The organism is Clostridium paridis (assembly GCF_016765615.1).
Taxonomy (GTDB): Bacteria; Bacillota; Clostridia; order Clostridiales; family Clostridiaceae; genus Clostridium_T; species Clostridium_T paridis.
In genome coordinates, this window is record NZ_JAESWA010000010.1 from 80029 (window position 1) to 94904 (window position 14876).

The window sequence follows — 14876 nt, forward strand, 5'->3', positions numbered from 1 at the left end:
AACTATGCAAAAATTAGTTTCATCATTAGTTGATAATATTATCAAGGAAAATGTTTTTCAGGAAAAGTTTATTAAAAAGTCTTTGGCGGAACTAACTGAAAATGAATATGCAGAATTTGAGGAGTATATATCCTTCTTTATCAGTCAAGGTGATGATATAGAGTCAATTGCAGAGGCATATTTAACCTTTGTTACTGATACATTTGCAGAATTAACTTATTTTATTCAGTCAGGGCACTATAGATATTCTACTTTTGATGAAGTAGCAGGAAGTGTATATTACAATAGTGAATATATGCGAAAATATATGATTGGTTTAGGAATATCAACTTATCTTTGGCCTAATCACAGGAATATATATAGATGGTTTCAGAAAAGCATTCCACAAAATAAGCAGGGTAAGTACCTGGAAATAGGACCAGGCCATGGAAAGTACTATATATATTCGATAATGAATACGAATTTTGATTTTTATGAAGCAGTTGATATTTCGGCTTCCAGTGTTGAAATGACTCGCAAACTAGCAGAGTTTTTCGTTAAAGATACAAAAAATAATTATTCTGTTATTGAGAAAGATTTTTTTGTTATTGAAGAAGAGAAACAATATGACGCAGTTATCATGGGAGAGGTTTTAGAGCATGTTGAGCAACCTCTGAGTTTTATGAAAAAAATTCATAAGATCACTTCTGATGATGCTTTTATATATATTACAACAGCAATAAATGCTCCTGCTGTAGATCATATATATCATTTTAAAACAGTGGATGAAGTATATGAAATGATGAAGGAAGCTGGCTTTAAAGTTATAAGTAGCTTTTATGAAAGTTCAAATGGAAAACCTATAGAAAAAGCTATAAAAAATAAAGAGTGCATAAATATTGCATTAATCTTAGAAAAGGAAATGGTGAAATAGAATGGATAGAAATGTTATATTAGAGAAGGTTCAGGAAATTTTTAGAGATTGTTTTGATGATGAGAGTCTTATTCTGTCTTGGGATACAAATTCAGATGATATTGAAGATTGGGATTCTTTAGCGCAGGTTAATATAATTGTATCTCTTGAAAAAGTATTTAGTATTAAATTTTCAGTTGATGAAATTATTAAATTACAATCTGTTGGTGATATAGTCGATACTATAGCAAAGAAATTATAAATAGGGGGAAGATATGAAAATTCATCATATTGGATATCTTGTTGCTTCAGTAGAAGAATCAATAGCTGAGTTTGAAAAATTGGGTTATATAAGTGTTTCTAATACAATTTACGATGAAGCCCGTGAAATAAACATATGTTTTGTAAAAAATATGGATACAGTGATCGAACTCGTAAGCCCTGTAGGCAAATCATCTGTAGTATATAACCTTTATAAAAAAATGAAAAGCTCACCTTATCATATATGTTATGAAAGTAACAATTTAAAGCAAGATATAAATAAGTTGTGCAGTGAAGGATATACGGTTATCAGCAACTTATCGCCTGCAGTAGCTATAGAAAATAGAAATGTTGTATTTTTATACAATAATAAGTTAGGACTTATTGAATTAGTAGAGAATAGTTAAATATTATTTGGTTTGAGAGGTATGTATGGGATATCAAGATATTGTAATTAGAAAAGCTGGAATTAATGATATTGATAATATAATAGAGTTTATTAAGATTAATTGGCAGCAGGATCATATTTTTGTTAAGGAACGTGGCCTTTTTGAGTATCAGCATCTTATTGATAATAATTTCAATTTTATTGTTGCAGAAGATGCTTTTACAAATACCTTATGTGGGATATGTGGATATATTCCAAGTAATAACTCTAGTAACAATAAAACTATGTGGGGGGCGATATTAAAAGTAATTAAGAATGGCTCTCCAACACTAGGAATAAAACTTTTGAATTATATTGCCAATTTATCTGATTGTAGTATATTTGCGGGATGCGGTATTAATGCAAGAACCATCCCAATATATGATTTTATGGGATATTCTACAGGTAAACTTGAACATTATTATAGGCTGGATAATAGAGAAACGTATCAAGTGGCAGTAATAAATAATAAGAAAATTGCTGATGTAAAGTATACTAATTTTAAATTAATAAGACTGGATACATATGCAGATTTTTTAAGAGCATTTAATATAGAAGAATATAAAAATCGTAAGCCGTACAAAGATAATTGGTATATATGTAGAAGATATTATGACTATCCTATATATAAGTATCATGTTTATGGAATACAAAATGAAAATAATGAAATCAAATCCATTTTAGTAGCGAGAGAAACATTCCAAAATGGAGTGAAACTGCTTAGGGTTGTTGATTTTATAGGTAGAGATGATGATCTTGACAGTATTTCATCAGAAATACAGAGATTAATTGATGAAAATGAGTATGAGTATATAGATTTTTATTGTCATGGAATTGATGAGGTTCATTTGAAAAATGCAGGATTTGAAAGACGAACACAAGAAGATAATAATATTATCCCGAATTATTTTGGTCCATTTTTACAGAAGAACATAGATATATATTTCTTCACAAATGAATGTGAAAATTTTTATATGTTTAAAGCAGATGGTGATCAAGATAGACCAAGTTTCATCTAGGAGGACTTTGAATGTGGATAATAATGTAACAATAGTAATGTACCATTACGTGAGGGATTTAATTAATAGTAGGTACCCAGAAATTAAAGGTTTAGATTTAAATTACTTTAGGCAACAGATTGAGTTTTTTTCATCAAAGTATACAATCATATCAATGGAGCAGTTCATTGATAACATGGAAAACAAGACGAAGTTACCACCTAATAGTATGATGCTAACCTTTGATGATGGTTTTATAGATCATTATACAAATGTTTTTCCGATACTTTCTCAAAATAAGATATCAGGAAGTTTTTATGTTCCGGCGGAAGTACTGTCATGTGACAAAGTTCTTGATGTTCATAAGATTCATTATATTTTAGCAAGTACAAGCACTAAAACTATTATGAAAGATTTATTTTCATTACTAAACTTCTATAGAGGTAAGGAGTTTGAATTTGATTCTAATGAGAGTATATATAGTAAGTTAGCGCTGATAGGAAGATTTGATGATAAAGATACCATATTTATAAAGAGGCTTTTACAGGTAGAGCTACCTGAAAAGTTGAGAGGTATTCTAGTAAACGAATTATTTAAAAAATATATTGCAATAGATGAAGAATCTTTTTCTAAGGAGCTATATATAAGTTACGATCAAATTAAGTTAATGAAAAAATGTGGTATGCATTTCGGAATACATGGATATAGACACTATTGGTTAGAAAAATTGCATCTTAATGAGGCTAAAACTGATATTAGAAAATCATTGGATTTTTATAGTGACATTATAGATAGCAAAAGTTGGACAATCAGTTATCCATATGGGTCAAGAAATGAGGAGTTAGTAGAGTTTGTTAAAAGCGCCAACTGTAAGGTTGGACTTACGACGGAAGTAAGAATAGCAAATCTATCGAAGGATTGTATGCTCAATCTCCCCAGACTAGATACAAACGATTTTCCACCTAAAAGCAATAACTATCTCAATCATTATTAAGAGGTAATAGCTCAATTGGAAATAATAAGTTTTATAATTGGTTTATATTGTGATTGTATAAGTGAACAAGCGTAATAAGGATAATATTAGTGAATTATTTTGCAACACTATATTTAAAAGTAAACTATTAATTTGATAGGGAAGTCAATGAGAAGATGCGTAAATATTCGAAAGATACAATTGGGAGGCTTATTGAAAAATCACTTATTATAAAAATTGCACTTACAAGTGATACGGTGAACCGCACCACAAATGATGTAGACTATGAACTAAATAAACTCAATTAATATATATATTTATTATATGGCTTAAAAAGCCTTCTTGTGGCGTATAAACTTAAAGGTAAATTACGTTGCAAGAAGGCTTTTATTTTTATAGGAATAGTTTGCTAATTTTATTATTGGTAAACGTAGCCGATTATAACTAATTTAGTCTTAGTAAAAAAACAAAATTTACAAACGCATCTCAGAGGTTCTTATGGTATAATATTGATTATATGGGTAAAAGATATCAAAATTCATAAAAAATCCATTATATACTAAATAACACGATACAACAAAAGCTTAATGGTAGGTGTAGCTATGATAATAAATAATAATCTAAATGCGATAAATATATATAATCAATTAAAAAAGGCGAGCAATAATAAATCTAAGCATATAGAAAAGTTAAGTTCAGGATTAAAAGTAAATAGAGCAGCAGATGATTCTGCTGGACTTGCTATTTCTGAAAAGATGAGAAGCCAAATTAGGGGTTTAGATATGGCATTCAAAAACATGAACGATGGAATTTCATTTTTTAATGTTGGTGATGGTGCACTAGAAGAAGTTTCACAAATGCTCATTCGAATTAGAGAGTTAGCAGTACAAGCAAGCAATGACACCCTTACAGATTCAGATAGAGAACAAATAGACGATGAATCAGGACAATTAATTAGTGAGATAGATAGAATTAGTAATGATACAGAATTTAATACTATTAATATATTTAAACCAGGCCAACCTATACTTAAAACTATTACAGTAACTAAAGCGCTTGGAGCCATGGTCTCCAATTATACACTTGAAGACGTTACAATTAAAAATATTATTAATGATGCGTCTGTAAATGTAGCAGATGTTCAAAACTTTTACATTACTAAAGTTGACGGAACAACTACAACTGTTTCTTTTGATCTAGGCAAGTCAATAAAGGATAATGTTGACCCAACCTTTGATGGCTTCGCACATAATATGTATGAAGCTGATGGAACTATTACTCAAGCTAACAAAGATAAATTTCTAGATACTTTTGTTAAAGGATTGCAAGCCGGTTTTGATGCAAACATGTCTCCATCGACAAAAATAGGGGGGTATTTTGATTCAAATAACAAAATGGTCTTTACCTTTGAAGATTTTTCAAATATAACAATGGCTTGTAATACAGCATCTAGTCAAAGTTTTGGACATGGTTTTTTACACAGTATGTTCAATTCTAGCAGTTTTCAACAAAATACAACCACAACAACTACTACCATAGCAGAGTATGATAAGAGGCATCTTTATATTCAAGCTGGTGCAAATTCAAATGAGATTGTAGACTTCGAATGGGATGTATTAGATTCTAAAGTAATGAAAATTAATGATTTAAAATTAAAATCATTAACAGAAGCACAAAAGGCTATTGATCAGTGTGATAAAGCAACGAATTATGTTCTTAATATTCGTTCAACAATGGGTGCATACACAAATCGATTAGAACACGGAATAAAAAACGTTGACACATCATCTAGAAATCTATCTTCATCTGAAAGTGAGATAAGGGATGCAGACATGGCAAAGGAAATGATAGAAATGAGTAAAAATAGTATACTTGAGCAGGTTGCACAATCTTTATTGTCACAAGCAAACCAATTACCAAATAAGGTCTTAGAATTATTAAGGTAGAAGTTGTACAATGTAAAAATAAGGAGTATTTATATGAATAGGTTGAAGTTTTTAGGTAGAGGTTCAGGGTATCATTCTATAGAAGCGAATACATCAGCATACATTAAAGAAAATAAAACGCTATTATTAATTGACTGTGGAGAAACTGTATTTAAGAAGATTTTAGAGAAAAACTTAATGGACGGAATTGAAGAAGTTCATATTTTAATAACACATATGCATTCAGATCATATTGGGTCATTAGGTGGATTTGTTGGATTTTGTTATTGGAAGTATAAAATAATTTCAAAAGTGTATTTTAGTGAAAAAGAAAGAATGAAATTATATTTAGAGTTACTAGGATTAAAAGAAAATGAGAGTTTTACGGTGCTAGATTCTAATAATAGAATTGAATCATTAAGTTTAAATATAAATTCAAAATTGACGAAACATGTGAAAGCTCTTAATACTTATTCTTATACTTTAAAGTTTGATATAGGAAATAGTATCTTTTATAGTGGAGATACTTATGAGACTAACATTGATATAGTTGATTTTTTAAAGGATGGAAATTTAGTATATCATGATACATGTATAGATGATTCAAAAGACAACGTTCATACGTCATTAAGAAGGCTATGTGAATTAGTGCCTAAAGAATATAGAAATCAAGTTTATTGTATTCACATCGATGGAGAAAATTTTATTGAAGAGAGTAAAAAACAAGGGTTTAATATAGTTAATATTAATTAAGAAAAAGTGCAACTCTTTATAGGGTGAGGCACTTTTTTCTTTGACTTTAACTTCTATATCAATATCAAGAAAGGTAATCTTAAATTTAAAATAATGCAAAGAACTCACTTATTACTGATACAGATAACTATTCCACAAGTAAAGCGATTCTCAAAACATAATATTAAAGAAAAATGGAACACTAAGGATTAGATTACTAAAGGAAGGGATGAATTTCGTGAATTCTAATTCTAATATTTCTGTTTATAGTGAAATAGGCAATCTAAAAAGTGTACTTCTTCATTGCCCTGGAGAAGAGGTTGAAAATATAGTTCCGGATTATTTAAGAAGATTATTATTTGATGAAATTGTTTTTCTGAAACAGGCAAAAAAAGAACATAATCAATTTGCAGATATTTTACGCAATGAAGGTGTAGAAGTTCTATATCTTACTGATCTTATGGCAGATATTTTAGAGGACACTAAGGTTAGAGATGAATTTCTAAAAGAATTCATGGAAGAGGGAAAAATAGTTACACAAGGGTTTCAGGAAGCTCTCATGGAGCTATTTGCCCACTGTTCACCAAAGGAACTAATAAGAAAATGTATAGCTGGTGTTAGAAAAGAAGAGCTTAGTGATATTAAACCAAAGTCCTTAGGAGATATGGTTAAAAATCCGTATCCTTTTTATTTAGATCCTATTCCTAATATGTATTTTCAAAGGGATCCTTTTGCATCTATTGGATCAGGCATCTCCTTAAATGTTATGGCTAATGTAACAAGAAATAGAGAAACTATATTTGCAAAATATATATTTGATAATCATCCTAGGTTCAAAGATACGCCAAGGTGGTATAACAGAAATAAAACGCATCCAATTGAGGGTGGAGATATTTTAGTTCTTTCTGATAAGGTTTTAGCTATTGGAATAAGTGATAGAACTGAATCAATAGCAATTGAAAGATTAGCCCATAAGCTATTAAGTTCAGAGGAACCATTTGAAACGGTTTTAGCTTTTGATATCCCTAAAACAAGGGCATATATGCATTTAGACACGGTATTTACTATGGTGGATTATGATCAGTTTACTATATATTCCGGTATTGAGGAACCTTTAGATGTATATAGCATTCATAAAGGAAAAAATGATGAAATCAAAATAAAGTATGAACATGAGGAGTTATCTAGTATACTAAAAAGACATCTAAACCTGCCAGCAGTAAATCTAATAAGGTGTGGTAATGGAGATATTATTGCAGCAAGCAGAGAGCAATGGAATGACGGAAGTAATACACTTGCTGTAGCACCTGGAAAAGTAATTTGTTATAATCGCAATCATGTAACTAACGAAGCTTTAAGAAAAAATAATATAGAGGTGTTAGAGTTTGAATCTTATGAATTATCTAGAGGTCGTGGAGGCCCAAGATGTATGAGCATGCCTTTAATTAGAGAAAAGATTTAGTAAATAAGCAAAGGAAAGATACATTAAAAAACATTATATAGAAAAGCGTATCTATCGGCTGTGCTAATGGATACGCTTTTCTTAATATTGTAGCGCTATTACATCTAATTGTTTGATAATTAGTAATGTCTTATAGGAATTATAAACAATTCTTGACCGATCGTTCTCAAAATGATAGTATTAATATTACAAAGGAGGAATCTAAATGGGACGAAGTAGAGAATTTGATGAGAATGTAGTTCTTGAGAAAGCAATGGAATTATTTTGGAGACAAGGCTACGAAAAGACATCTATGAATGATTTAGTAGAGCATATGGGAATTCATCGTAGAAGCCTATATGATGCCTTCGGTGATAAACATACATTATTTTTACAAGCCATGGATTTTTATGAAGAATTAATTAAAAACAAAATAAAGGCTGGAATTTTACATGCAGAAACAGGAAAACAAGCAATACAATTTATCTTTGATTTTATAATCGAAGGATATGAAGATAAACAATGGGGTTGCTTACTTGTAAATTCAGCAACAGAGATGGCTCTTAGAGATAAAGAGGTAGAAGAAAAAATAGAAAGAATATTTAAGGAAACAGAACAGATTATTGCTGATCTTGTTCGAAAAGGACAACAAACAGGGGAATTTTCCTGTAGTTATGATTCTGATGTTTTATCAGAAGTTTTTCAAAATACCTTGCATGGAATTCGTGTACAGCTAAGAATGTCCGCGAGTAAAGAAAAGTTGCATCGTATAGCAGATTTTTTCTTGGATTTATTATATAAATAAATTTTTACATTAATTAGAATGAACGTTCTCAAAATATTTAAGATTCTCTAAACTCTTTTGTTTTATAGAAAAGTAAAACTTCTATTAAAACTAATAAATTTTTTTACACTAATTAGAATGATTGTTCCCAAAAAATATAAGTATGAACTAAAGGAGGTGATAATCGCATGTGATACCTTTATGTAAAAGCATTTATTATAAATCAATTAAAAATTAAGTGTACTTGTATTTAATCCAAGTAAAAAATTAATGAGGAGTGAATGAAAATGAGTTTAATAACAGTTAATGAAGAAAAATGTATAAAATGTGGAATGTGTGTGGCAGAATGTCCAACAGGGGTACTAAAACTAGAAGCTACTGGTCCTAAAGAGGTCAATCCAAATGCATGCTTAGAATGTGGACATTGTGTAGCAATATGCCCAAAAGAAGCTATAGATAATAAGAAATCGCCATTAGATATGCAAAGTGAGATAGGAGAAATCAAAAAATTAAATCCTGAAGAAGCAAAGAATTTTATTAGATCACGACGATCTATTCGTTCATATAAGAATATAGAAGTGGAAAGAGAAAAATTATTGGAGCTTGTTGAAGTTGCCCACTTAGCCCCAACTGCAAGTAATTCACAAGGGATATCGTATCTAATAGTAGATGATAAAAAAACAATTGAATTAGCAGTTGAAGAATGTATTAACTGGTTTGAGAATAATGAAATGTTGAGTAAGGCATTGGCTGGAATGATTAGTGGTTATAGGAATAATAAAGTTGATACTATCCTAAGAGATGCGCCTAGTATAATTTTAGCTTTAGCTGATGAAGATTTTCGTAATGGTAGAGAAAATTCAATGCTCTCATTATCGTATCTTGAACTTTTTGCTCCATCCCTTGGACTTGGATCATGCTGGGCAGGAATATTTGAAATTTGTGCACGAAGTGATAATTCGCCAATGTACAAGATTTTTAACATTCCTGAAAAAAAGAAAATAACAGGAGTTGTAATGGTAGGGTATCCTAAACATAGCTTTAAAAGATTTACAGAAAGACAACCGTTATCAGCTTCTTTCTTTGAAAATAAATGATTGAATATAGTTAATATTAATTAAAAAGTAGAGTGCTGCAACACTCTACTTTTTAATTGTAATTGCGTAGATAACTGATAGCAACTTATATTTGAGATTTAAAAATAGTAACAGCCCAATTGCGAGTCAAAATTATTTACTAATTAAACTGTAGCGTATATTTGAGAAATACAACGGCACTATAACTATAAAACAAGCGATTGCTGAAAATTGAAATGAAAACCTTGCTGAGGAGATTCCTATAATATTTCCAATGGCATTTACAATTATAGGAGATAAAAACTGACCTAAAAGACCAAAACTACCAACAATACTTAAAGCAAATGCATTAGCATATTTAGGAGCATATTTTGTAGTATCAATAAGAAATAATGGGAATAAAATTGCAAAGGCGAAGCCCATAACTAATACTGCTATAAAAAGAAAAATTACGGAGTGTGATAGACTTAATATAAGAAAGCCCAGGAACATGGCAACCCATCCAGATAATTCGGAGTAATTCTTTAACTTGATTATTATCTTACTAAAATATAATCCCGTCACAAATGACATAAAAGATGTGCTGGCAATGAAAAAAGCAGCTGCATTAGTTGATCCTAGATTTTCACTTTTTAAGAATAATGCTATATTTGTTGGCAGTACATAAAATATCATATAAAACAGTAACATCTTCATGAATACGGTTATCAAGGCCTTATTCATAATACTTTTTATGGTTTTTTTATTATTTTCTATTCTTTTTGGCTCAGGTAATATAAAAATAACCATAATCAATGGAAATATGGCTATAAGATAAGTTCCAAAAGAATATCTCCAACTAAGCCTTCCAAGAATTCCAGAAAGTAAGACTGCAATGGCTCCACCTATGTTATTCCAAGCTGAAGAAAGCCCTATCATTTTTTCTCTTTCATCCCCGTCAAAAAAATCTGCAATAATAGATGTGGAAAGGGGGAGTATCAGACCAACACCCACACCTAAGAAGGCTCGGTAAAACAATAGTGTATATATATTATTCGAGAAATAAGGAAGAAAACCACCAAGCCAATAGAATAATATGCCTACAATCAATATGTAACGTTTATTTAGTATAGAGGCAAGCCTTCCAGATAGAAGACTCACTGGAATCGTCATGATAGCTGGTATTGTCAAAATCATTTTTATTAGAGTAGGATTTGTATTTATAAAAGTATCCCCTATGCTGCCCAGTATGGGTGCTACTGCTGTGGCAGCCATAATAGGTAACAGAGATACTGATAGAATTGATATCTTTAACAATTTTCTATTTGTGATTTCTTTCATAATAATCCTCCAGTTTATCTTAAAGTATATAGTTTAGACATTAGCATCCCCGGGAAAGTACTAAAATATTTAAATTAATTCTTGTCTGAACTATACTATAAAATCAACTGCATAATCAATTCAATATTGTGATACAATTATTCCATAAAAGAATTGACTAAGAGGTGGCATAGTGGAAATTGAGCAATTAAAGTATTTTTTAGCTGTGGTAAAGTATAAAAACTTTTCTATTGCTGCACAGGAGCTTTGTATATCACAATCCTCATTATCAAAACGGTTAAGAACATTAGAAGATGAATTGGGAGCTGAATTAATCAATAGAACAACGAAAACTGTGACATTAGCTGGAGAAGAACTTGTTAAGTTTTCAGAAGAGGTTATAACAAAGTATGATGATTTGAAGTTAAAGATTAGAAAATATAACAATCTTGAAGAAGGACATATAACTTTAGGTATATCACAGATTGCTAACTGCCAAGGACTTATAGGAGTAATTGCCTCGTTTCAGAAGGAACATCCAGGTATTAAGATAAGCTTGGTAGAGAAAAAAACTAAAGATCTTATTAAGCTTCTTAGAGATAATAAAATTGATGCAGCATTTATCCTTACAAATTCAGCTGAAGATAATGGTCTTAAAATTCACCCACTTATAAGTGATGAATATGTGCTTGTAACTGATATGAAGCATCCCCTTGCCAAGAATGAACTTATCGATTTGTCAGAGGCAGCTAATGAAAAATTTATTTTACTCGATTCAAGTACCGGGATGCATGATACTCCAGTTGGGGCATGTAAAAAAGCAGGATTTATGCCTTCTATTTTGTATGAAAGTGATCAAATAGATACGATACTTGACCTTGTGTCGGAGGGGCTTGGAGTTTCTTTGCTTATGCATGATAGCGTAATTTACTATGGCCATCTTGGTATTAAAATTGTTAGGATTAATGAACCAATTTGGGGAATCACAGCGTTAGCATTACCACGCAATAAAAACTTAAGTAGTTGTATTTCAGCATTTCAAAAATACATACTTTCAAGCTTAAAAATAAATAATCAGTAATTTAAAATTAAATGTTGAATATAGGTTTATTGCTTATAATTATATCGAAAAAGTTATGTAGATTACGAGTTTGGAAGCCTAAATATTGGAAGGCATAAACCATAAAAAGAAATTGGATATGTATAGAAAAATGGTTGACATATCAATAATTGATATATACAATAGATATGCGATATATAAGAAAGGATTGATTGTGATGAATAGTTTTGAAAAACCATTAAATATATTAATACATCAGACAAATATAATTCTCAGAAATATATTACAAAAAGAATTAAGTAATTATAATATTACGGCTGAACAATGGGCTATTTTAATTGAGCTATATAATGATGAAGGTATAAATCAAAAGGAATTAGCTAAGAGGTGCCTAAAAGATACTGCTGCATTAACAAGGAGCTTAGATATTCTAGAAAAAAGAGAGTTTATAAAAAGAGAAAAATCACCAAATGATAGAAGAGAATTCCTTATATTCCTTACAGGCAATGGATGCGAACTAGTTGAAGGTTTATTACCAATGGTACTTGAGATTAGAAAAAAGATAACATCAGTGTTAAGTGAAGAAGAAAATAATATGTTAAGTAGTTTACTACAAAAATTAATTAAGGGTTTGGTATAAGGGTTTAAAGTATGGAGGATATTAAATTTCAAGAAAAAACTTCGCTTAGACTAATGATGATTACAATTTTTCTTGGGGCGTTTATAGTAATGCTAAGCAGCAGTACTATAAATTTAGCAATACCATTTTTTATAAAGAACTTTAGTACAAGTTTGGACGTAGCAAAATGGACACTTACAGGATTTTTGTTGTCAATGGGGACATCAACTCCATTATCGGCATGCTTTGGAGAAAGATATAGTTATAAAAATGTTTACTTATTTTCAATAGCTGGTTTTACCTTAGCATCAATTCTATGTGCTGTATCATGGAGTATAAGTTCATTAGTAACTTTTCGTATCCTACAAGGTGTATTTTGTGGATTTGTTATGCCAGCAACTATGGCAATGATATATCAAGTTATTCCTAAGGAGAAACAGGTAACAGCAGTAAGCATCTGGAGCACTGCAACAATGCTTGCGCCAGCAGTTGGGCCAACCTTAAGTGGATTTTTAATTCAATATTTTAATTGGCAGTCCATATTTTTAGTAAATGTTCCGATAGGAATTATTATTTTTATTTTAGGTGTTAAGTCAATGCCTTATTTAAAAATGGATACTCCTAAGTATTTTGATATACCTGGATTTGTATTTGTTTTAATAGGAAGCTTGTTTTTGTTATTTGCCTTTAGTGAAGGTGCAAGCTTAGGTTGGAGCTCATGGATAATAATAAGCTTAATAATTATTGGATTTATTTCTATAGGACTTTTTATTAGGAGAGAACTAAGAATAGATTCTCCAATGCTTAATATTCGAGTTTTTAAGTATCCCAAATATTCCTTAAGTATTGTAATGTATTGTAGTATTATGATAATCACATATGCAGGTATCCTTTTAACTCCACTTTTACTTCAAAACATTCAGCATCTCTCAGCTTTAGATACAGGAATAATTTTGTTGCCGGCATCCCTTATAATGGCTTTATTGATGCCTATTGTAGGTAAACTATATAAATACATTGATCCTAGCATATTAATTATGACAGGAATTTTATTCATGCTAGTAGGTTCTTGGAAAATGGCACATTTAACTGTTGATACAACGCATAGTTATATAATAATCTGGATGGTAGTTCGAAATATTGGAATGTCTCTTAGCACACTTCCAACAACCTATTGTGGAATGTCTGTCCTTCCTAAAATAGAATCTGGACATGGATCTTCAATTAATAATTGGACAAGTAGAGCAATAGCTTCGTTATCTATGGGAGTATTTACATCAGTACTTACATCACGTGCTATAACACATGTTAATTATTTGGTTGCAAGTTCCAATACTAAATTGGCAACAGAGTTAATTCAAAGTAAAGGATTCGTAATGGGTATCAATGATGTTTATCTTATAAGCTTTTTTATTTTAATACTTACTCTGCCTATTGGTTTTTTTCTTAAGAGATAAGCTTAAGAATATAAATCAAAAATATTTTATATAGTTGAGTAAAACAAAAATTAAAAGACCTATGTTATATTTAAGAGCTGAATCATAACATAAATAAATGAGAATTATAGCCTTAGCCATAGAATATAACTGGCTAAGGTGTTTTTGCGAAAGGAGATATTGGTATAAGTAAGATTGCTCTTACAAAAGGGGAACATTTAAGGAAACCTGGAATTTTTAGAGATAGGTAAACTAATTGCGATAAATTATGCTGACTATTATATCAGTAATTTCTGAAGTATTGTTACAAAGCATAAATTCATGAGTATAGTCTAAATTTACACAGTTAACTATAAGTAAATCATTTTTAAAAGAATTAAAGACTGTATCATTAATAGTAGTATTAAATCCTCCACTTACAGTGTAAAAACAAATGGAAACTAAATCTTTATTTAACGAAGTTTTATAATCAAATTTAAGCTTGATGCTAGGATTAATATTCAGATGAAGTAATTCACCACTATAATTTTCCCTTGTCATTAAATTAAAAACAGAAGCCGTGCCATAAGTTTTAGTTATCCAATCGCCCATAAAATCGTCTTGTTCAAAAGGGTTAAGTAATTTCTTATACCTATCTTCGTGGTCAAGAGTTATATTTCCTTCTATAACCATGAATTTACGCAATACATTTGGTAGACTACTAAATGTAGATTCGGGTATATCAATCTTAGCAACTCCCAGCCTCCATAAAAAGTTTTTACTGGCATAATCAGAATTTAGAGGATATGTAGTCAACTCTGTAGCCATGCCACCTGACCAAAATGTTGGCTTGTAATTTTTTTCTTTTAATAATTCTACCTTATATTTCATGTCTTAATTGCTCCTCACATAATGTATCTCTTATGTTTATTATATTAAATAAAAAATTATTTTGAAACATGAGATTGAAAAAC

Annotated in this window: 15 protein-coding genes; 13 read left to right on the plus strand and 2 right to left on the minus strand. The window is 30.2% G+C overall.

Annotated elements, in window-relative coordinates; all coding sequences use genetic code 11:
- Window positions 1-4: 4 nt before the first annotated feature.
- The 10 genes from JK634_RS01930 (at window position 5) to JK634_RS01980 (ending at window position 9530) form a co-directional block, all read left to right on the plus strand.
- Complete coding sequence (locus JK634_RS01930; RefSeq protein ID WP_202765939.1) at window positions 5-913, plus strand: class I SAM-dependent methyltransferase; 909 nt, start codon at window positions 5-7, stop codon at window positions 911-913.
- 1 nt (window position 914) lies between these two features.
- Complete coding sequence (locus tag JK634_RS01935) at window positions 915-1154, plus strand: acyl carrier protein (protein WP_202765940.1); 240 nt, start codon at window positions 915-917, stop codon at window positions 1152-1154.
- Window positions 1155-1167: 13 nt separating this feature from the next.
- Window positions 1168-1560 (plus strand): VOC family protein, encoded by a 393-nt coding sequence (locus JK634_RS01940; protein ID WP_202765941.1) that lies wholly within the window; start codon window positions 1168-1170, stop codon window positions 1558-1560.
- A 25-nt stretch (window positions 1561-1585) separates the two neighbouring features.
- Complete coding sequence (locus tag JK634_RS01945; RefSeq protein ID WP_202765942.1) at window positions 1586-2599, plus strand: hypothetical protein; 1014 nt, start codon at window positions 1586-1588, stop codon at window positions 2597-2599.
- Window positions 2600-2612: 13 nt separating this feature from the next.
- Window positions 2613-3572 carry a polysaccharide deacetylase family protein gene (locus JK634_RS01950; protein ID WP_202765943.1) on the plus strand — a complete coding sequence of 320 codons (960 nt, stop codon included), beginning with the start codon at window positions 2613-2615 and terminating at the stop codon, window positions 3570-3572.
- Between the two features lie 581 nt (window positions 3573-4153).
- Window positions 4154-5497, plus strand: coding sequence for a flagellin N-terminal helical domain-containing protein (locus JK634_RS01960; protein WP_243425536.1), 1344 nt, complete (start codon window positions 4154-4156; stop codon window positions 5495-5497).
- A gap of 33 nt (window positions 5498-5530) precedes the next feature.
- The gene (locus tag JK634_RS01965) at window positions 5531-6229 is read left to right on the plus strand and encodes an MBL fold metallo-hydrolase (protein WP_202765944.1); all 699 of its coding nucleotides are present in this window, start codon (window positions 5531-5533) and stop codon (window positions 6227-6229) included.
- A gap of 208 nt (window positions 6230-6437) precedes the next feature.
- Window positions 6438-7670, plus strand: a complete 1233-nt coding sequence (gene arcA, locus JK634_RS01970; protein WP_202765945.1) for an arginine deiminase — start codon at window positions 6438-6440, stop codon at window positions 7668-7670.
- 205 nt (window positions 7671-7875) lie between these two features.
- The gene (locus tag JK634_RS01975) at window positions 7876-8454 is read left to right on the plus strand and encodes a TetR/AcrR family transcriptional regulator (protein ID WP_202765946.1); all 579 of its coding nucleotides are present in this window, start codon (window positions 7876-7878) and stop codon (window positions 8452-8454) included.
- Window positions 8455-8720: 266 nt separating this feature from the next.
- Entirely contained in the window at window positions 8721-9530 is an 810-nt protein-coding gene (locus JK634_RS01980; protein WP_202765947.1) for a nitroreductase family protein, read from the plus strand.
- Window positions 9531-9662: 132 nt separating this feature from the next.
- On the opposite strand, the gene JK634_RS01985 is transcribed toward JK634_RS01980, so the two are convergent.
- Window positions 9663-10829 carry an MFS transporter gene (locus JK634_RS01985; RefSeq protein WP_202765948.1) on the minus strand — a complete coding sequence of 389 codons (1167 nt, stop codon included), beginning with the start codon at window positions 10827-10829 and terminating at the stop codon, window positions 9663-9665.
- A 172-nt stretch (window positions 10830-11001) separates the two neighbouring features.
- On the opposite strand from JK634_RS01985, the gene JK634_RS01990 reads away from it, so the two are divergent.
- The 3 genes from JK634_RS01990 (at window position 11002) to JK634_RS02000 (ending at window position 13944) form a co-directional block, all read left to right on the plus strand.
- Window positions 11002-11889, plus strand: a complete 888-nt coding sequence (locus tag JK634_RS01990; RefSeq protein ID WP_202765949.1) for a LysR substrate-binding domain-containing protein — start codon at window positions 11002-11004, stop codon at window positions 11887-11889.
- A gap of 118 nt (window positions 11890-12007) precedes the next feature.
- Window positions 12008-12508, plus strand: coding sequence for a MarR family winged helix-turn-helix transcriptional regulator (locus tag JK634_RS01995; protein ID WP_202765950.1), 501 nt, complete (start codon window positions 12008-12010; stop codon window positions 12506-12508).
- A gap of 11 nt (window positions 12509-12519) precedes the next feature.
- Window positions 12520-13944, plus strand: coding sequence for an MDR family MFS transporter (locus JK634_RS02000; protein ID WP_202765951.1), 1425 nt, complete (start codon window positions 12520-12522; stop codon window positions 13942-13944).
- Between the two features lie 231 nt (window positions 13945-14175).
- Here JK634_RS02000 and JK634_RS02005 read toward each other — a convergent pair whose 3' ends face one another.
- On the minus strand, window positions 14176-14793 hold the full coding sequence (locus JK634_RS02005; RefSeq protein WP_202765952.1) for a HutD family protein: 618 nt from the start codon (window positions 14791-14793) through the stop codon (window positions 14176-14178).
- Between the last annotated feature and the right edge of the window lie 83 nt (window positions 14794-14876).